The following is a 19,695-nucleotide window of genomic DNA, read 5'->3' as shown; positions in this document are numbered from 1 at the left end:
GGTCAAAAAATTCCCCGACAAAAACTGATAGCTTCTCCCTAGATTTTAGGTAATAACCGTGGGTTGTTCCCGTCCAGTAGATTGACGAATTTGACCGATTTCTTCCGCTAAATCAATTAAGGGTTGTAGGGCCTTTTGGGTGTCGATATCGTGTTTACTTGCGTCCGGTTCATAACTTTCTAGATAAACCCGGAGAGTTGCTCCTTTAGTTCCCGTACCCGATAGACGATAAACAATCCGAGAACCATCGGTAAAACCAATGCGAATACCTTGATTTTTACTGACACTACCATCCACGGGATCCGTGTAGCTAAAATCATCGGCATATTCCACTTCATAGTTACCAAATTTTTGACCCTTAAGGTCTAAAACCAACTGCTGGAGACGTGCCATCATCTCTTTAGCCGGTTCTAAGGCGACCTCTTCATAATCATGACGAGAATAGAAATTACGACCGAATTCTTGCCAATGACTGCGAACAATTTCCTCTACCGATTCCCCTTTAACTGCCAAAATATTTAACCAGAAAAGAACCGCCCATAAACCATCTTTTTCGCGAATATGATTGGAACCCGTGCCGAAACTTTCCTCACCACAAAGGGTTGCTTTCCCCGCATCTAACAAATTACCGAAGAATTTCCAACCGGTGGGAGTTTCATAACAGTCAATTCCCAGTTTAGCCGCTACGCGATCGGCCGCCGCACTGGTGGGCATCGATCGCGCCACTCCCGTGATACCATTTTGATAGCCCGGTACTAGATGAGCGTTAGCAGTTAGTACAGCTAAACTATCACTGGGGGTAACAAAAAAATTCCGACCGAGGATCATATTGCGATCGCCATCGCCATCGGAAGCAGCCCCAAAATCCGGAGCCTCTTGACCAAAGAGAATTTCTACCAGATCATGGGCATAGACTAGGTTAGGGTCGGGATGACCACCACCAAAGTCCTCTAGGGGAATACCATTTAACACTGTACCCTTGGGCGCACCTAAACGCTGTTCAAATAGAGCATAAGCGTAGGGACCCGTCACCGCATGGAGAGAATCCATGCACATTTTAAACTTACCAGAAGTGAGTAGGGCCTGAATGCGATCGAAATCAAAAATCTTTTCCATCATTTTGACGTAGGGAGTAACCGCATCGATCACTTCCACATCCATAGTTCCCAGTTTAAAGGAACCGGGGCGATCGAGGTTAATATCGGCCCCTGAGAGGATGTTATAACTGCTAATCACCTTAGTCTCAGCATAAATTGCATCGGTGATATTTTCCGGGGCTGGTCCGCCGTTAGTAATATTGTACTTAATGCCAAAATCCCCCTCTGGACCGCCGGGGTTATGACTAGCGGAGAGAACAATACCACCAAAAGCGTTATTTTCGCGAATTAACCCAGAAATAGCGGGAGTGGAGACAATACCATCGGTTCCCACGAGGATTCTACCGATACCGTTAGCGGCGGCGATTTTCAGGATAGTTTGAATAGCTTGACGGTTATAATAACGACCATCTCCACCGACAACTAGGGTTTGACCCTCGATACCGTCTAAAGTGTTGAAGATAGCTTGAATAAAATTTTCCAGATAATGGGGTTGTTGAAAAACGGGAACGGATTTTCGTAGTCCGGAAGTCCCCGGTTTTTGGTCACTAAAGGGTTTTGTGGCAACGGTTTCAATCGTCATAGTCTTTTCTTGATGGGCCGACGCAATTCTCAACTTAAGTATATAGCAGTAGGTTGACAGCCAAGAAATCAGGTAAGAAAGACAACAGTTGGGGAGTCCCCTGTCATACTAAATCCTGTTTAAAAAGTCTAGGAGAGTGGGGAGATAGGGAGGTGGGGGGAAGGGAGCAGGGAGAAGGGAAAACAAATAGAAATATTCTCCTGACGACCGACTCCTGATTCCTGAGTAACGCACAGAAAACGGGTTTCTCGGAGAAACCCGTTTTCTACTCATGCAGAAGGCAATAGGGGGAATAAATAATCAGTCTTTAATAACCGAATTTAGTATTAGCCGATAATTTAACCCGATTTGGGGGTAGAAACCCCCAATAATCGCCAATTTTAGCTATAAATCGCTTAATCGACCCCTTCAATCGGTGCAAATCCCTGACGTTGAATATTCTCGCTGATGTGACGAGGTTCGAGGAATTGCAGCAGATAATCGGGACCCCCTGCTTTGGAACCTACCCCCGACATCTTGAAACCCCCGAAGGGTTGACGGGAGACAATCGCACCGGTGATTCCCCGGTTAATATAGAGATTTCCCACTTCAAATTCCTGCATAGCTCGGTTAATATGGGCAGGAGTGCGAGAATATAAGCCACCAGTTAAAGCATAGTCGGTTCCGTTAGCTACGGCTAAAGCTTGCTCGAAATTACTCACTTTGATAATCGCCACCACTGGACCAAAAATCTCCTCCATCGCTATTACCGCATCAGGGGGAACATTCTTAAAGACGGTGGGACTGACGAAGTAACCCACCTCTGGAATTGGCATCTCTAGAGCCAATTCTGCCTCTTTTTTGCCAGTTTCGATATATTCCCGAATTCTTGCTTGAGCTTTCTCGTCGATAACCGGTCCTACTTCCGTACTTGGTAAATCCGTCGGCCCGATATTGAGGGACTTGGTAGCCTCGACAAAGCGATCCACAAAGCTATCATAGACGCTTTCCAGAACGATTATCCGCGAACAGGCCGAACATTTCTGGCCGGTGTAGCCAAAAGCGGACTTAACCGCACCGACAACGGCCTGATCTAAATCGGCACTCTCATCGACAATTAGGGCATTTTTGCCGCCCATTTCGGCGATAACTCGTTTTAGTTGTTTTTGACCCTTTTGCACGATAGAGGCATCTGTATAGATGCGACAGCCCACTTCTCGTGAACCGGTGAAGGCGATTAGGTGAACATCGGGATGGCTAACTAAATGCGCCCCCACCTGGGAACCTTTACCCGGGATATATTGGAAGACTCCGGCAGGAATACCCGCTTCTAGGAGAATCTCGGCAAATTTCGCCGTAATCACCGAAGAAGTCTCGGCCGGTTTCAATAGCGTGCAGTTACCTGCTACTAAAGCTGCCACTGTCATGCCAACTGCGATCGCTAGGGGGAAATTCCAGGGAGAAATCACTAAAGCAATACCCCGGGGTTGGTAGGAATAACGATTATTCTCGCCTGCTACGTCGAAATTATGCCCTAAATCCAGTCTTTCCATCTCGGAGGCGTAATAACGGCAAAAATCGATCGCTTCTGACACTTCTGGATCCGCCTGTTGGATAACTTTGCCCACTTCCAAACAAATCCAGGCCGATAACTCGTGTCGTCGCGCTTCCATCAAATCTGCCGCTTTTCGCAGTATTTCGGCTCTTTTAGCCACTGGGGTGCGTTTCCAAGCAGGAAAAGCCTGTTTAGCCGCTATGATCGCTTTTTCTGCCTGTTCCACCTCAATTAAGCCTACTTTTCCCACTATTTCCTGCGGGTTACAGGGATTAACGGAATTGATTTGAACATTGGTGGCAACGTATTCGCCATTAATTAGGGGTAAATAGGTCTTACCAAGGGAATTTTTGACAAAAGTAAGAGCTTGACTCGCTTTATTTCTTAATTGCTCGTTGGCATAATCTGTATCGGGGGCATTAGGAAAACCGGGGATAATCGGGTTATCATTGCCTAAAACCCGGGGGGCTGCGATTAAATCTTCCACGGGACGATCCTCCAAATTTTGCCGTAGGAAGGAACTATTAGCAGTATTTTCTAATAAACGGCGGATTAGGTAGGCCATACCGGGTAAAAGTTGTCCGTAGGGGGAATAAACCCGCACCCGATGACCCCGCTTCACTAAGGCTTTGGCTAATTGGTCGCCCATGCCGTACAATACCTGCATTTCAAAGCGACGACGGGGAATTTCCAAACTTTCTGCGATTGCACAAGCCAAAGCTTGCGATCGCACGTTATGACTACCGATAGCAGCGTATAAATATTGATGATTTTCCAATAATAACCGCGTCATCCGCTCATAATTGGCATCGGTGGCCGATTTTTCGTTATATACCGGCTGTGGCCAATGATTTTGCCGAGATTTAATCGTTTCCTGATCCCAGTAAGCGCCTTTGACTAGCCGGACAGTCAGGGGATAACCGCGCTGTTTGGCCCAATTAATTAAATCTTGTAAATCTTGGGCAGAATCTCTTAAATATGCCTGTAGGGTGATACCAATATCGGTACGACTGCGAAATTCTTCTTCTAGGAGTAATTCTTTCAGGATAGCCAGGGTGAGGTTTTTATAAACGTACTGTTCCATATCAAAATGGACTGCTACCCCTAACTCCTGAGCGCGTCGCAATAGTAGGCGAATGCGATCGCAAACTTTTTCCTTACTACCAATGGGATCTATGGGATCAAACTGAGAATAAAAGGCAGTTAGCTTGACAGAAACCTGCACTTGTGGTAATAAGTCGCCGTCCGCTTCATCAATTTGGCTAACTTTGTTCCATTTGCTCGCTTCTTGAGCCAAATGGGTCATTAAATCGAGATAACTTTGTAGATAAACTTGGGTTTCTGCTTCAGTAATTACCGCTTCACCGAGGAGATCTATAGTAAAAGCCATTTTTTCCTTCCGCAGACGGGTGACAGTGCGAGTAATTTGCCCTAGGTCTTCCCCAGCGATATACTTACGAGCTAAGGTTTCTACGGATTTACTGATCACACTGGCGGCCGTTTGAGCCGGTAGGGAGTTAGGATCACTAAAGTTGAGGATACTTTTCAGCGCACTGGGCAGTTCTACGGAAGCATCACCGAGGTATTGTTGGAGATGATTAGCGATCTCGGCATTACTGCGTAAAGCGGGTAAACAGTCAATAAAACGGAATAATTGTACTCGTAAATTGGGGTTAGACATGGCCCAATCGAGTAATTTATCATCCCAACGCATTTGATCCTGTAAAGCAGACCAAAGACCTTTTTTTTCGCGAGTTTCGGCTAAAAGTTGTCTAGCGATCTCTTGGGTTTTGGTTTCGTAGTTTTGAGTTGAGTCGATTTGGATAACCACGGTGATTCAAGTAAAAAAAATTATCAACGGGATTCAGCTTTCAGCAAGCTAACGTCAGCCTTCAGCCTAAAATTCAGTTTTTGAGCTTTTTCAGCTTATTGCCGCTCTTAATAGCTCTTTTCTCTGGTTTATATTCTTACCGAAGGACTAATCAAAGCTAATAGCCGATCACTTTTGCTGAACACTCTATTGTACTCGATCGAGCGGGGAGAGGGAATTATGAATTATGAATTATGAATTAGGAAATGGGGAGAATAAATAAAAATAATCTCCTGACTTCAAAGAGGGTGTGGGGTGTGGGGTGTGGGGTGTGGGGTGTGGGGTGTGGGGAAGTGGGGAAGTGGGGAAGTGGGGAAGTGGGGAAGTGGGGAAGTGGGGAAGTGGGGAAGTGGGGAGAATAAATAAAAATAATCTCCTGTCTCCTGATCACTGATTACTGATTACTGATTACTGATTACTGATCACTGATTACTGATACCCTATAGTCCTTGTGTATTGTCGAAGCGTTTACTTATAATAACTTTAAAAAGATTTTCGGGATCATCGGTAGCCCTATGGCAAAAATTGAAACGAGAACAGAACCCATGGTTTTAAACATGGGACCCCATCACCCGTCAATGCACGGAGTTTTGCGCTTAATCGTCACCCTTGACGGGGAAGACGTGATTGACTGTGAACCCGTGATCGGTTATCTTCATCGGGGCATGGAAAAAATTGCCGAAAATCGCACTAATGTCATGTACGTTCCCTACGTTAGTCGATGGGATTACGCCGCAGGGATGTTTAATGAGGCGATTACGGTCAATGCTCCCGAAAAATTAGCCGATATCGCCGTTCCCAAACGAGCGCAATATATCCGGGTGATTATGTTGGAACTCAACCGCATCGCTAACCATTTACTCTGGTTAGGCCCCTTTATGGCGGATGTAGGCGCACAAACTCCCTTTTTCTACATTTTCCGGGAACGGGAGATGATTTATGACCTCTGGGAAGCTGCCACGGGAATGCGGTTAATTAATAATAATTATTTCCGTATTGGTGGTGTGGCGGTGGATTTACCCTACGGATGGGTGGATAAGTGCGAGGATTTCTGTGACTATTTTGACCCCAAAGTGGACGAATACGAGAAATTAATCACTAATAACCCGATTTTCCGCCGTCGTATCGAAGGGGTAGGCTGCATTACCAGAGACGAAGCGATTAATTGGGGTTTATCCGGTCCGATGTTACGCGCTTCTGGGGTGAAATGGGATTTAAGAAAAGTTGACCATTACGAGTGTTACGACGATTTTGACTGGGAAGTGCATTGGGAAACCGCCGGCGATTGTTTTGCTCGTTATCTGGTGCGGATTCGGGAAATGCGCGAATCGGTGAAGATTATCCGGCAAGCACTGAAAGGTTTACCCGGTGGTCCCTACGAAAATCTGGAAGCGAAACGGATGGCAGAAGGGAAAAAATCAGCCTGGAATGATTTTGACTATCAATATATCGCCAAAAAAGTCGCCCCCACTTTTAAGATTCCTAAAGGTGAACATTATGTGCGCTTGGAAAGTGGTAAAGGCGAATTAGGCATCTTTATCGTCGGTAATGATGATGTTTTCCCTTGGCGTTGGAAAATTCGGGCCGCCGATTTTAATAATCTTCAAATTCTGCCCCATATCCTCAAAGGGGTAAAAGTTGCCGATATTATGGCGATTTTAGGCAGTATTGATATTATTATGGGGTCAGTCGATCGCTAAATATCCTTCAGGGTGGGTTATCTTATTAACTCACCCTCGTTTTGGCCTAGTCTTATAAAAAAAGCACATCGGCCTTTATTTCAGGTAATGTGCTTAAGTAGGGAGGCACAATTATTTGTAGGATGGGTTAGCGGTAGCGTAACCCATGCAGGCGTTGGGTTTCATGCTTCAACCCAACCTACGTTCATCTGATATTTAATTCCACCTGAACCTCAGTCATAGGGGGAAGAATCTCGCTTTGGGGAATCTTTAACTCTCCCACCTGAACACCCAAACTAGCCAAGGCAGTTAAAGTGGTGATGATGCGGCAAATCACGTCAATGTCCGCTTTATGTTTTTGCCAGAAATTTTCCTTTTTCATATTTACTCCTTTCGCCTTATGGCTTGTTTTTTGAGGACAAGTTGATTAAAATGCTTTAAGCAAATGCTGGCAAAAGGGGATCAAAAAGTGGATCAGATGGTAGGTTGACGTTTGACGAGATTTATGTTAAGGTCTGGCGAAATCAGATTATCGGATGAAGATGTAGAAACCCTTCGTAAGGCTAAAGATGCTTATAAGGGAAACTATTCTTGTGCTTCGGAGAAAACAGAGCAAATATTAATAGAAGCAAGTCGATGGTTACTTGAGGCATTTCTCGAAGAATACCGTAGTCAAACAGAAACTTCCAGTTATACCATTCCATTAAATGTTTTGAAAGCTTGGATGACAGAATCTCAGCCAAAATCTAGAGCAACTAAAGAGGTTTTAGAACCAAAGGGTAAGAAATTGTACTTACAAAATAAATCTGATTTTAAAGGATTTGAAAATGAGAAGAAAAGCGAGTACAGAATTGAAGATATTAATGATAATTCAATTCATTTAACCTTAGAAGATATTAATGGTTTATTAGATTCGTCTATTTTAAAGGTAATTGGCATATCTGGAGATAGTTTGCGGTTTTGTACTGAAAAAAAATATGGACTAGGAAAAAAAGGGCGAACCGCTAAACAATCTTATATTGTTCAAGCTTATTGCGAAGTATTAGGCCTAGATTTTGAAAGCTTACAATGTTGTCAACTTCATCATCAAAACCCAAAAGATCAACGAACAAATAATGAAAAGATTTATCGTGTTTTGACAAAATTTAATTATACTAATCTAGTAAATTTTACCCGTTCAATAGCTGCTAAACCTTTACGAGAAGGCAGTATTTATATTCCCCCTTGTCCTCATCAATATCGTGTTTTGTGTTTGCGTCGTTTAGAAAAAGAAATCTTGATCACTAATAATTTGCCAGTTAAACCCATTGTTTTTAAATTTCAAGGAGATGGTCAAGAAGAATGGGATAGCTATAGTCTTCATGAACATTTTTTCAATAATTCTGGAGGAATTAAAAATTTAAAAGCTAATAATTTTTGTTTGATTTTTGAAGGAATTGATTGTGCAGACTTTGACCGTTTAAAGGACATTGATTCGTTTTGGCAAAATTTAACCAAAAAAGCTAGTAAAATACAAAATAGTCCCATTCCAGGCTTTTTATTAATGATTTGGTTAGATTATGGAAAAAGTAATGATTGGAGAGATAAGGACAAATTATCAGAATTAAGTCCTATTCACCGCTTACAGATTGACTCTTGCTTTGAACAACGGTCTTTTCAGGAAATTATTCCTACTTTTGCTCAACAACTTCAGTTAGGTTGTGACTTACAGGATGAAACCACAGACTTATTTAAATCTACCTTGCAGAAATTATGGGAAAATAGCAATCAAGGCGACATAGAAAAGACACTGAAAGCTTTTTATCAACAATTTCAAGGACAATTACCGAGGGAAAATAGATGGCTAAACTATCCTTAACTTACACGGGAAAAATTCAACCCAAATCGGATCTTTATTATGAACCGATTCAACAGAAAATTTATCCCTATGACGCAGGTGATGAGTTAATAGAAGTTGTTAACTTGGCTATTGAATTGGGAATGCCTTTGTTACTAGAAGGTGAACCGGGATGTGGCAAAAGTCGTTTAGCTCATGCCTTAGTTTATGAATTTAATTATCGTCAGGAAAGTAATCCTATAAAATATTATGAGTGGATAGTTCAATCTACAAGTAAAGCGGAAGATAGTCTCTATCAATATGATTATATTGGCCGTTTACAAGCTGCTCAAATTAGCGGAATTTTAAGCCAAAAAGAAATAGAAGAATCTTCTTCTGAGCAAAAAAATCCAGCTACTTCAAAGCAAAAAAATCCAGCTACTTCAAAGCAAAAAAATCCAGCTACTTCAAAAGATTGGGTTGATTTACAAGCCTTGGGTAAAGCATTTAAACAAAGTCAAGATAAGCAAGAACAATCGGTAGTATTAATTGATGAAATAGATAAAGCAGATCGAGATTTTCCTAATGATTTACTTTTAGCCATTGAATCTCGTCGTTTTTTCATTAAAGAAACAGGAGCATTAATTCAAGCAAATGATCAAGCTTTTCCTCTGATTATCATTACCAGTAATCAAGAAAAAAACTTACCCAATGCTTTTCTGAGACGTTGCATTTATCACTATATTGAGCTACCCAACCAAGAAAGATTAAGAAAAATATTAACCGAACGGTTTACCGACGCTGAACAAGAGGTTATCATCAAAGCAGTGGACCGTTTTCAGGAAGTGAGAACATCACAAGACGAGACTAAATCTGAAGGGGAAAAAAAAGTTAGCACAAGTGAATTAATAGCCTGGTTTAAATCGTTACTCAAGTACAAACCTGAAGAAATTATCGCCAAATTAAACGAGGACAAATTACCCCACGCTAGTGTTTTACTAAAAAGCCGTACCGATTTACAAGATTATGGAACAAGAGGTTAAAAAAGCCAATGACATCCCCCCTACTTGACCTATTTTATCACCTCAGAGACGAAGAAGGATTTCTGCTGTCTATTGAACAATATTATCGGGTGGAAAATTACCTGATTCAAAAACTCGCCAATGATTCTGATATTGCTATTCAAGAGAATCCCAACTTAGACAATCCTAAAATTAAACTTCTTTGTCAAGCTTTATGGGTTAAATCTCTAGAAGAAAAACAAAAGTTTGATCAGGCCTGGACAGAGATGCTACAATTCCAACCAGAAATAAATACAGAAATAGCCAAAAAAACACCTATTCGCCATCCAGAAGAATCGATTAGCAAAAGCATAAACCCGATGGATGATAGGGAATCTCCCTCATTAGAAATTACCCCTTCTGGGGATACACCAATAGCACCGGAGACTTCATTTCCACAAATTGCCACAGCTATTGAAAAGCGAAAAAAAATCACCTCCCTAGATAATCCTGATTATTATCCTATTGGCATCGCTAAGTTACAAGAAAGTTGGCAGCAACTGCGTCCATTACCTCTAGAAAGTCCTCGACAAACTTGGGATCTAAAAGCCACGGTGATGGCAACGGCTAAACGAGGTTTTTTTGATCAAATAATTTACCAAAAGAAACAACTTTATCGCCGAGAAATTATTATTTTTATTGATTGTTCTGACTCGATGATTCCCTTTGCAGGATTTGGTCGGATAATGAAGCAAACTTGGGCAAATGTTCCCCATTTTTACTTTGATAATCTGATTAGAGACGAGGTTTTACGACAAGAAAACGGTTGGGAAAGTCAATCTTTAACCAAAGTTCTCTCTAACTATTCTCCGGAAGTAACCAGTTGTCTAATTCTTAGTGATGCGGGTGCCGCTAGAAAACGTTATGTAGAAGAGCGCTTGAGCGCAACAGAAACCCTTATCCGACGATTTAGCCGAAGATTTAGCCGAGTCGCATGGTTAAACCCCTTACCCTATCATCGATGGTATGGGACAACTGCGATCGATATTGCTGATTTAGCTGAAGATATACCCAATTTTTCCATGTTTGAACTAACCACAGAGGATTGGGAAAACTTGATAACATGGCTAAAAGAAGAAGCTATCCCACCCCGTCATTTTCAATTTGATCCTAATCAGTTTCAACAAGGGGATAATTGGGATGAGGATGAAGATTTTTTTAGCGCAAAAAGCCGTTTAAGATTATTTGAAGAAGAAAACGAACTAAACACCAGAGAACTAGCGAAACGAGCGGCTTTTCCCCTTAGTTTATCCCCTAATTTACTTTATTATCTGCGTCAACATCAAGATAAAAATAATCAAGCTCCCTGGTATGCGATCGCTGATATTTTACTGTCCAGTTTAGTCCGCAAAATAGATCGAGAACTCTATGAAATGTCTCCCGATGTTCGTAAACTACTATTAGAAAAATTAACCCCAGAGGAACTCAAATCTCTGGCCTATCAGTTACAAACCTATATTCAGGAACAAATCGGTGATTATTGCTCAAAATCCGTTTATTGGCAAAATCAACAATGGTTAGCTCTTGCCTACCTAAAACCCAGTCAAGCAGTCAATGAAATCAAACAGGTACTAGCAGAAGCTATCAAAAATAATAACCGAGTGCGTCTTGTGAGATTAACAGCTTTATTAGAAAATATATCCGCTGCTTTAGCCGATTATGAACCCTTATTATTGCTTAATGAACCGATTGCCGCCTATTCTAGAGGGGATTTAAACCACGTTGGCAATGTCCAAAAACGTTTAATAGACGAAGTAGCCGCTATTGTTCCCTACAATGAAAACCTTTTCCTTTTTACCGCAGAAACGGTATTGGTTAATAAAACAGGCCAAGTTATCGAGAGAAAACCTGTTAAAGCCTATTTTTACGATGAAAACCTTCCGGAAGTTGGCAAGCAGAAAGAAGCTCAAAACTATATCCGCATGATGTATATTCCCCAAGGAGAATTCTGGATGGGAACGGAAGATGAGGAAATCGAAAGACTGGTTAAAAAATTTGATTGGGACAGATATAAAAAGGAAAGACCACAACACCTAGTCAAAGTCCCCGCTTTCTACATGAGTCAAACCCCGATTACCCAGGGCCAGTGGAGAGCGATTGCCGCAACCGCTAAAATAGACATCAACCTAGAGACAAACCCCTCTCGCTTCAAAGGGGATGAGCTACCCGTAGAAAGAGTCAACTGGTATCAAGCAACAGAATTCTGTAAACGACTATCAAGGGAAACAAAACGGGAGTATCGGCTACCGAGTGAGGCAGAATGGGAGTATGCCTGTAGAGCCGGGACAAAAACACCCTTTCATTTTGGGGAAACGATAACGGCAGATTTAGCTAACTATCGAGCTACTGAAACTTATGCCGATGAACCTACAGGAGAATATCGACAACAAACGACTCCCGTGGGACAGTTCCCTCCAAACGCTTTTGGACTGTACGATATGCACGGCAATGTCTGGGAATGGTGCGCCGATACTTGGCACGATAATTATAACGGTGCGCCGACGGATGGCAGTGCTTGGATAAAAAATGGGGATGATAATCGTTCTCCGTTGCGGGGCGGTTCTTGGTACAACTATCCCTATTACTGCCGTTCTGCTTACCGCTACGGCAACTACCGCCGCGACCTCAACTTCTACTACCTCGGTTTTCGGGTGGTGTGCGGTGCTGGGAGGACCCTGTAACCCTTTTTCTCTTTTTTTCCCTTTTTTCCCTCATTCCCTTTTCCGGAATTTTTTGGGGCATACTATAGAACAAGTGTATTAGTTTAGGGGTTATACTAAATCTGGTTATTAGGTGTCGATCCCCCCCTGCTGCCCTTGATAAGGGGGGTGTCTGATAGTTTTTAGTTTCTAACCTTCTTTTTAAGTAAGAGAATTGCCAGATTCTTTCTTTTGCCTTTTGCCTTCAGAAGCTGATAACTGACTGGTATAATGGGGGAGAAAACCAAAAAAAATCGCCCGTCAGAGGCGGGGGTGAAAGGTATCACCCCAGAGAAATAATTAAACGCCGAAAGACTTACCACAACCGCAGGTTTGACTAGCGTTGGGATTAGTGAATTGGAAACCACCGCCGATCATCGCGTTGCTGTAATCTAACATGAGACCGTAGAGATAGAGCAGACTTTTTTTATCAGAGACAATTTTGAAGCCATCGTAATCGAAAACCTCATCTTGGGGGCTAATATTGCTAGGATGCTCAAAATCCATCATATAAGACATTCCGGAACAACCACCTTGACGCACACCCACGCGCAGACATAAATCCTTGCCCTGTTGCTCTTTGAGCATGGTAAGGTGTTTGAGGGCAGCCTGACTGAGTAAAATTCCTTTTCCTTGAATCTGAGTAGCTTGTGTCATCTTTAGCAGGAACTCCTAAACGCAGTTGAAGGGGACATATAAAACTTTACCTTCTCCTACCCATCTTAACGATAGTTGAGAGCTGTTGACTAAATTACTGTTTACTTTTCCCAGCCTCACTGGGGTTATAAGGCAAAAAAGAGCAAAAAACTGGGATTATTAATTAAATAGAGTTTCTATATACGACTGGGTTCTTGAAACAAATCATAGAGCCATTCTCAGCCGATTTTCATCACCCAAACCCGGGAGGATGATCATCAAATCAGGAAAACACTGCCTTGGGGATGCCGAAAAAGCAGCCAGAAAAGAGCAAAAGAAATTCACTTTTCTAAGCGGAGATTAGCGCCGCTGCTATCGGTGCGATAAACCCAAGTTTTTTGCTTATCAGTCAGAATAATTCGCCATCCTTGCACCAGTGCTTGAGTACATAATTCTCCCGGTTTAGCTAATCCTAAACAACCATCGGGCCAGGTTTGTGGTTGTGTTGCTTGAATTTGCAAGCGATTAACGGATATATTGGTTTTCCGACTCAAATCTTGACGGGTAGCGGCGATGACCGAATTGGGTGGCTCAGGAGATGCTAAACTAGGTGTCGCTAAGAGGAGAGAAAGCAGACTCATTAGCATTAAAGTGCCAGTTGCTCCCTGAATAATTCTCGTTTTACCGATTGGTACTTGCTGGCTTTGGCTAAAATTTTTTCTAGATATCATCTTTAGTGCTGCCTCTGTCCGGGGGGTGATAGTCCGAGCAAATCCTCCTGTTTATAACCAGTGTAACCGATACTATGTTCCCGCTCTGGTTTTCGAGCAGCGGCAGCAGTCAACGTCGGTTTTCGTTGTCATCTCCTGAAAACTTCCGTCTTTTTAAGGGGCGATGGCGATTAGAATAGATGAGGATGAACTATCTTAGATGGATGGACTTATGTTATCTTTTTTCCTCCGTTGGTTGATTACCGCCGTCTCTTTATTGATTACAGCGCGAATAGTACCCGGTATAGAAATTAAAGATTTTACCGTGGCTTTGATAGCTGCTGTGGCTTTGGGTTTAATTAATGCTATTATTAGACCCCTGTTGATTCTTTTTACCCTGCCTTTAACTATTTTAACCCTAGGGTTATTTATTTTTGTGGTTAATGCCATTTCCTTTTCTTTAGCCTCCTATTTTATCAGTGGCTTTGAGGTAAAATCATTCTTTGCCGCTTTATTCGGTTCGATCGTGGTTTCGATCATTTCAGGAGTTTTAAATGGTTTTTTTGTTGACTAAAGTGGTCAAAATTCGCTTGTTTAAAACAGCTTGGCTTACTCTGATTGATTAATTTCTGATCTAGAGACGTTGATTATAGCAACGTCTCTCTATTTTTTGGAGATGAGGAAATCTCTACTGATTTACTCTGGCTTTTGTCGTTAAGTAGCTGGTTATAATTAAATTGAAGATGGGTTTTGGAGCAAGTTCAATTACTGTTAAAATAACTGGAATTGTTGAGCTAAGTTTAAATAATCTCAAGTCAGTTTTTCTTGATTCTCCTAAACCTTACACCCTGATGACTAAAAATCGATGAACCAATTAAACTTAGAAGTTGTGGGAAAAAAAGAACGTTTAGACGCTTGGATGGGGTCACAATTGCCCGATTTATCGAGATCGAGGCTGCAAAAACTGATAGAACAGGGATATATACAGTTAAATGGTCAAATTTGCACCAATAAAAATACTAAAGTTGCTCAAGGCGATCGCCTAAAGATTACCATTCCCGACAGTCAACCCCTGCAATTAAGCGCCGAGGCGATCGAGCTTGAGATTCTTTACGAAGACGAATATCTGATTATTATCAATAAACCGGCTGATTTAGTGGTTCATCCGGCCCCCGGCCACGAATCGGGAACCTTAGTCAATGCTTTACTACATCACTGTCCAAATTTAGCCGGAATTGGTGGAATTCAACGCCCCGGTATAGTTCACCGTTTAGATAAGGATACCACGGGTGCGATTGTTATTGCCAAAACCGACCAGGCCCATCAACACCTACAGGCACAATTAAAAACCAAAACTGCCCGCCGGGAATACATGGCCCTCGTCCACGGTGTCCCCAAAAGCGAAACAGGTACAATTGATCTGCCGATCGGTCGTCACCGCAGCGATCGCCAAAAGATGGCTATTATTGCCGTGGAAAAAGGAGGTAGAAATGCTGTCACTCACTGGCAAATCAAGGAAAGACTAGGCAACTACACCTTAATGGAATTTCGCCTAGAAACGGGCAGAACTCATCAAATTCGCGTTCATAGCAGCCACATCGGTCATCCGATTCTTGGGGATCCCCTCTATAGTTCTGGTCGTTCCATCGGAATTAATCTACCAGGGCAATTACTCCACGCCTATCGTTTAATCTTAATACATCCGGTCACGGGGGAGAGCCTAGAAGCGATCGCTCCCTTACCCGCTATTTTCCCGAAAGTTTTAGCTATTTTACGCCAGAGAAACCCCTAACGCACAAATTGCGGCATAATCTCCGCTGCTGTCCATAATCCGTAGATACCGCGACGATGGAGGGAAATCCCCGCTTTCAGATAACCGAAAGCTGGCCCACAGACATTAGCCGCCATACTGGTTTCATCACCTAAAGTGAAGGTATGGGTGGAAATTTTACCTTCAAAAGTCCGCCCCGTGACTTTAACATTGGTACTTAAAGGCTTTTTCGGGTTGCGCGTATCCACCACACCCCCGACGGAAACCCGATCGCGTCCACAAATTCCAGCCAATTCCAGCATAATATCGTCCGCGTGTTCCATATTTTCGAGGCTGAGAATGCCATTGGTTTTATTTAACAGCATTTCCACTTCTGCGTCACTCATCTGGTGGGCTGTTTCTGGATCGTAACCGGGTAAATGGGCGATATCTTCGCGAATAGTGGCACGATAAGCCTCCCAGTTGGCAATTCCCACGCCAAAGGTAATTTTAACGCTATGAATCTCCGCATAACTCTGGGCAGCTAGGGCAGCAGCCGCAGTTAACAGTCCGGGGGTAGCACCGCAGCCGGTCATGTAGGTGATGCCGGCAGCTTCTAGGTCTGCTTGTAGTGCTAAGATTTGTTCCATGGCGCTGGTACGTTTGAGAGCATCGACTAAAACCCCGCGCCAACCTAAGCGAATGAAAGTTTTAGCGATACCGGCCATGAAATTGTTAGGTAAATTTGGTAAGGCGAGAAAATAGCCTTCTACATCGGCAGTTTTGATTAATTCCTCGATACTGTTCTGGCTGAGACTGCCGTAATTTTCCAGATAACCGATCGAACCTCGGTCATGATAAATTTTGTTACAGGTATTGACATCTAGACCGTCTTTGTGGTATGCAAAACCGGCTTTATCGGCGGCGGCAGTCCAAAGCATTTCCTGTTTGGGGGCGAGAATTCTAGCGGCAGCCTGTCCCAAACCACCAAAACCTAAAACACCGATCCGAATGCGATCGCTGGCTATTTGTTTATTCATACTTGTTTTGATTCCTATAGACAAAATTCTATGATCTCGGCGGTCGTGGTTCGCCGTTGCATCTCCTTTATTTTCAATTTATCGCTTCAGGTCGTCTTTTTTGTGTAGTTTTGTTAAATTATGCCTACTAGGTTAAGGTTCGCCCTTGACGATGAAGAAAAGTTACGGGAAACTTACAAAAAATGAAAGTGGTTGGTCGAGATAATATAAAGTTTTGCTAAAATTTTAACCAGATTGCTACGATTAGCAAACTATCGTAAATTAAAACGATAGGGAGCTTTACAAACCCCAGATCACGCCGAGAAGAGCTATGAGCATGGAAAGCCTAGAGTTTATCATCTATCCCGATGGTCGCGTCATGGAAAAGGTGACAGGCATAGTCGGTTCATCTTGTCAAGAGGTGACGGCGGCGATCGAGGCACAACTCGGGCAGCTGATGTCTCAAGAGAAAACCTCGGATTATTACCATCAAACCGTCAGCCAGTCAGAGAAAGTCAGCAACGCAGCCACTTTTAGCGACTGGTAATTTTTCATTTTTCCCAATCCCTTTATTTAAGCCACTGAAAAGCCATGTCACACTTTAGCAATATCAAAACCAAAATCCGCGATCTATCCTACCTAAAAGCCGCCCTCAGCGATATGGGGATGGAATGGAAAGAGGGTTCCCACCCCGTCAAAGGTTATCAAGGTCAAACTTTAAGCGCAGAGGTGGTAATCGAGCAGGATAACAATTACGATATCGGTTTTCGCTGGAATGGTAACGAGTACGAGTTAGTTGCCGATTTGCAATACTGGCAACAACCCCTAACCGTAGAAGGATTTTTAAGAAAAGTAAATCAAGGTTATGCCTACCACACCATTCTGGCAGAAACTGCTAAACAGGGTTTTCAGGTGGCAGCACAGGAAAAAAATACTGATGGTTCCATTCGTCTAGTGGTACAACGTTGGAGCGCCTAATGGCTGATTTTTCTCCCGAACGCTCTGGTTTTGAACCAGAGTTAGGGGGATTCCTAAGAGATTCCCCCGACCGCACTGGTTTTGAACCGGAATTGGGCGGTTTACTGCGCCAGAAAGCGATTTACGTCGATGAGGTCACTTGTATTGGTTGTAAACACTGCGCCCACGTTGCCCCCAATACCTTTTTTATTGAAGGTGAATACGGTCGCTCTCGTGTCTATAATCAGGACGGTGACGAAGAAGAAATTATTCAAGAAGCGATCGAGACTTGTCCGGTTAACTGTATTCACTGGGTTAATTATAATCAGTTGTCATCCCTTGAGGAAGAACGCAAACATCAAGTGATTAAACAGTTAGGTTTTCCTCAGATTCACAAGAAATTTAGCGCCGAAGATTTAGCTCTCTAGGGTGGATAGCTGCAGCCTCATCCACCTATTATTTCCTAGCAGTCATGGCAATCGCTAGAGAAATACCTATAATATCCCTAGGGACGTTTTATAGGGAAAATTTCCAACCATCATCCCCGTCGAGGAGGAAATAATGTCTGATCTTGAAATACTGGAATTGTTTAACACTATAGCCGAAAAGATTCATAGATCGAGATTTTCGGAATATCTTAACCGAGAACGAGAGATTACTTGTAGAATTACTGACGATCAGGTAGAAGTAAAAAAAATCGGGCCCGATGAAGATTCTATATCAGCCGCTATACTGACACTAAGAATGTTCATCCAAAAAAGTGACGTCATTTCTTTCAAAAAGATGGAAGACTTATACTCTAGACTCAATGTGTCTAAAAATCTAAAAGATGAATTCAAGAGCCTTATATCTGAACTCAACGATTATCTTGATCGCCATTCTCCACTCACAATAAACAGCCATGAAATGCGTTTTGAAAAGTTGTCAACTTCAGAACCAAACCCAGACCAGCTTACTAATAGAAAATTAATGGATATATATTTCTATGGAGACTATGCACACTTGGATTCAAACAAAAGGGTTCTGTTCAATAGAATAGATCAAAATACTCTGTTTGCGCTAATGGGGAATCATATATTTGTCACTATAGTTAACAAACTTGTGGAGATTATCGATCGTGCAGTTGAACTGAATAAACAGGCTATTGAGCAATTAAAAGATCAGATATAGTTCGAGCGCCGATCGATCATATCGCGTGTTCCGTAATAAAACCCGACAACTTCGCATAAAATTAACGAGATGGGTGTTAGGTTTTTTGCCTCTACATTCATTAATAGTGCGATTGCGGCTCTGGTAACTATTGTAGAGTAGGAAGCATGAAAAGTAACGCGCCGACTTATCGGATTTTCCTTCGCTATAATAAACCTATCCCTCTCAAATAACCACAAGGATACAAATGCCAGCCATATCCATGTTTTACGGAATTATTATTTATATGTACTTCATGGACAATAAACAACACCATAAACCTCACATTCATGCTAAATATCAAAATTCGGAAGTCATTGTCGCCATTCCAGATGGAGAAATCCTTGAAGGAGCTATTCCTAATGCTAAAATGAAATTACTTTCCGCTTGGATCGAGATTCATCAAGATGAATTGATGGCTAACTGGGAACTCGCTATTTCAGGACAACAACTGTATAAGATTGAACCACTGAGATAAATCATGAATCCTAGAGTTAAAGAAGTTATCCCTTTGCCCAACTATCAATTACAACTCATATTTACTAATGAAGAAAAGAAAATTTATGATTGTTCACCACTGCTCGATTTTGGCATCTTTCAAGAACTTAAAAACAAACAGTATTTTAATCAAGTAAAAATTTTAGATGGTACGGTAACTTGGCCGAACGAACAAGATATCTGTCCGGATACTCTCTATCTTGACTCCATTTCCCAAACCTAGAACAGTTCGATCGAGGAAACCCGACAACTTCGCATAAAATTTAGGAAGCATGAAAAGTAACGCTCCCACTGATCAGATGTTCTTTCGCTACAGCCTTTCTCAGAAAGATGAGGTTAGTTATTGTTGCTAAAATACTTGATGAGTAAGGATTACTCTGTACTTCATCTCTAGGAGAAAGAGTGAGAAATTTTCTACTTACCCGGTGATTGCTGTGGGGAGGGAAAAGTTAGAGGCAATCGGGGCAAAATGATAAGTATTTTATATGCAAATACCTTCAATACTTAAAAATATTTAAATTTACAATTGGTAATATTTATTTTTACTCAAGAATTTATTGAGAATAATTTCTATTTATTTACGAGATAGCAATACTTC

At 42.2% G+C, this 19,695-nt stretch carries 19 protein-coding genes; 13 read left to right on the top strand and 6 right to left on the bottom strand.

From position 1 onward, the window contains the following. Nucleotides 1–45: 45 nt before the first annotated feature. Together ACE3JL_RS19755 and pruA are read right to left on the bottom strand one after the other, a co-directional pair. Nucleotides 46–1,680, bottom strand: coding sequence for an alpha-D-glucose phosphate-specific phosphoglucomutase (locus tag ACE3JL_RS19755; RefSeq protein WP_375328202.1), 1,635 nt, complete (start codon nucleotides 1,678–1,680; stop codon nucleotides 46–48). 395 nt (nucleotides 1,681–2,075) lie between these two features. Continuing rightward, nucleotides 2,076–5,045 (bottom strand): L-glutamate gamma-semialdehyde dehydrogenase, encoded by a 2,970-nt coding sequence (gene pruA / locus ACE3JL_RS19750; protein ID WP_375328201.1) that lies wholly within the window; start codon nucleotides 5,043–5,045, stop codon nucleotides 2,076–2,078. 245 nt (nucleotides 5,046–5,290) lie between these two features. Between pruA and ACE3JL_RS19745 the strand changes: the two genes are divergently transcribed. Both ACE3JL_RS19745 and ACE3JL_RS19740 read left to right on the top strand, forming a co-directional pair. Next, nucleotides 5,291–5,446: a hypothetical protein gene (locus ACE3JL_RS19745; protein ID WP_375328200.1), complete on the top strand. Its 156-nt coding sequence runs from the start codon at nucleotides 5,291–5,293 to the stop codon at nucleotides 5,444–5,446. Between the two features lie 153 nt (nucleotides 5,447–5,599). Beyond that, complete coding sequence (locus ACE3JL_RS19740) at nucleotides 5,600–6,784, top strand: NAD(P)H-quinone oxidoreductase subunit H (protein ID WP_159248814.1); 1,185 nt, start codon at nucleotides 5,600–5,602, stop codon at nucleotides 6,782–6,784. A 184-nt stretch (nucleotides 6,785–6,968) separates the two neighbouring features. On the opposite strand, the gene ACE3JL_RS19735 is transcribed toward ACE3JL_RS19740, so the two are convergent. Further along, entirely contained in the window at nucleotides 6,969–7,145 is a 177-nt protein-coding gene (locus ACE3JL_RS19735; RefSeq protein ID WP_192575965.1) for a hypothetical protein, read from the bottom strand. A 123-nt stretch (nucleotides 7,146–7,268) separates the two neighbouring features. Between ACE3JL_RS19735 and ACE3JL_RS19730 the strand changes: the two genes are divergently transcribed. From ACE3JL_RS19730 to ACE3JL_RS19720, 3 genes are read left to right on the top strand one after another with little or no spacing between them, the layout of a single operon-like run. Further along, nucleotides 7,269–8,621, top strand: coding sequence for a hypothetical protein (locus tag ACE3JL_RS19730; protein WP_375328199.1), 1,353 nt, complete (start codon nucleotides 7,269–7,271; stop codon nucleotides 8,619–8,621). Then, the gene (locus tag ACE3JL_RS19725) at nucleotides 8,603–9,622 is read left to right on the top strand and encodes an AAA family ATPase (RefSeq protein ID WP_375328198.1); all 1,020 of its coding nucleotides are present in this window, start codon (nucleotides 8,603–8,605) and stop codon (nucleotides 9,620–9,622) included. Before ACE3JL_RS19730 ends, ACE3JL_RS19725 begins: the two co-directional genes overlap by 19 nt. Nucleotides 9,623–9,630: 8 nt before the next feature. Continuing rightward, the gene (locus ACE3JL_RS19720; RefSeq protein WP_375328197.1) at nucleotides 9,631–12,321 is read left to right on the top strand and encodes a formylglycine-generating enzyme family protein; all 2,691 of its coding nucleotides are present in this window, start codon (nucleotides 9,631–9,633) and stop codon (nucleotides 12,319–12,321) included. Between the two features lie 318 nt (nucleotides 12,322–12,639). On the opposite strand, the gene ACE3JL_RS19715 is transcribed toward ACE3JL_RS19720, so the two are convergent. Further along, complete coding sequence (locus ACE3JL_RS19715; protein WP_271989014.1) at nucleotides 12,640–12,996, bottom strand: iron-sulfur cluster assembly accessory protein; 357 nt, start codon at nucleotides 12,994–12,996, stop codon at nucleotides 12,640–12,642. Nucleotides 12,997–13,316: 320 nt separating this feature from the next. After that, a complete protein-coding gene (locus ACE3JL_RS19710) occupies nucleotides 13,317–13,706 on the bottom strand; it encodes a hypothetical protein (RefSeq protein WP_271989016.1) in 390 nt (129 codons plus the stop codon). A 211-nt stretch (nucleotides 13,707–13,917) separates the two neighbouring features. Here ACE3JL_RS19710 and ACE3JL_RS19705 point away from each other — a divergent pair, with 211 nt between their 5' ends. Together ACE3JL_RS19705 and ACE3JL_RS19700 are read left to right on the top strand one after the other, a co-directional pair. Then, nucleotides 13,918–14,259, top strand: a complete 342-nt coding sequence (locus ACE3JL_RS19705; RefSeq protein WP_271989017.1) for a phage holin family protein — start codon at nucleotides 13,918–13,920, stop codon at nucleotides 14,257–14,259. 291 nt (nucleotides 14,260–14,550) lie between these two features. Continuing rightward, nucleotides 14,551–15,477: an RluA family pseudouridine synthase gene (locus ACE3JL_RS19700; RefSeq protein WP_271989018.1), complete on the top strand. Its 927-nt coding sequence runs from the start codon at nucleotides 14,551–14,553 to the stop codon at nucleotides 15,475–15,477. Here the strand turns inward: ACE3JL_RS19700 and ACE3JL_RS19695 are convergent. Further along, nucleotides 15,474–16,475: a saccharopine dehydrogenase-like oxidoreductase gene (locus tag ACE3JL_RS19695; RefSeq protein WP_271989019.1), complete on the bottom strand. Its 1,002-nt coding sequence runs from the start codon at nucleotides 16,473–16,475 to the stop codon at nucleotides 15,474–15,476. The genes ACE3JL_RS19700 and ACE3JL_RS19695 overlap by 4 nt on opposite strands. Before the next feature lie 310 nt (nucleotides 16,476–16,785). Between ACE3JL_RS19695 and ACE3JL_RS19690 the strand changes: the two genes are divergently transcribed. The 6 genes from ACE3JL_RS19690 to ACE3JL_RS19665 all read left to right on the top strand — a co-directional run bounded on the left by ACE3JL_RS19690 (nucleotide 16,786) and on the right by ACE3JL_RS19665 (nucleotide 19,320). Next, nucleotides 16,786–17,001, top strand: coding sequence for a DUF2997 domain-containing protein (locus tag ACE3JL_RS19690; RefSeq protein WP_002752708.1), 216 nt, complete (start codon nucleotides 16,786–16,788; stop codon nucleotides 16,999–17,001). 44 nt (nucleotides 17,002–17,045) lie between these two features. Then, the gene (locus tag ACE3JL_RS19685) at nucleotides 17,046–17,432 is read left to right on the top strand and encodes a DUF1257 domain-containing protein (RefSeq protein WP_002731926.1); all 387 of its coding nucleotides are present in this window, start codon (nucleotides 17,046–17,048) and stop codon (nucleotides 17,430–17,432) included. Beyond that, nucleotides 17,432–17,839 (top strand): ferredoxin, encoded by a 408-nt coding sequence (locus ACE3JL_RS19680; RefSeq protein ID WP_375328196.1) that lies wholly within the window; start codon nucleotides 17,432–17,434, stop codon nucleotides 17,837–17,839. The genes ACE3JL_RS19685 and ACE3JL_RS19680 overlap by 1 nt, the downstream gene beginning before the upstream one ends. Before the next feature lie 133 nt (nucleotides 17,840–17,972). After that, nucleotides 17,973–18,581, top strand: coding sequence for a hypothetical protein (locus tag ACE3JL_RS19675; RefSeq protein WP_375328195.1), 609 nt, complete (start codon nucleotides 17,973–17,975; stop codon nucleotides 18,579–18,581). A gap of 226 nt (nucleotides 18,582–18,807) precedes the next feature. After that, nucleotides 18,808–19,077 (top strand): DUF4160 domain-containing protein, encoded by a 270-nt coding sequence (locus tag ACE3JL_RS19670; RefSeq protein WP_149978364.1) that lies wholly within the window; start codon nucleotides 18,808–18,810, stop codon nucleotides 19,075–19,077. Between the two features lie 3 nt (nucleotides 19,078–19,080). After that, complete coding sequence (locus ACE3JL_RS19665) at nucleotides 19,081–19,320, top strand: DUF2442 domain-containing protein (RefSeq protein ID WP_002773190.1); 240 nt, start codon at nucleotides 19,081–19,083, stop codon at nucleotides 19,318–19,320. The last annotated feature ends 375 nt before the right edge of the window (nucleotides 19,321–19,695 follow it).

The organism is Microcystis sp. BLCC-F210, assembly GCF_042134685.1.
GTDB classification, from domain to species: domain Bacteria; phylum Cyanobacteriota; class Cyanobacteriia; order Cyanobacteriales; family Microcystaceae; genus Microcystis; species Microcystis aeruginosa_D.
This window is presented reverse-complemented; position numbering and strand designations above follow the sequence as displayed.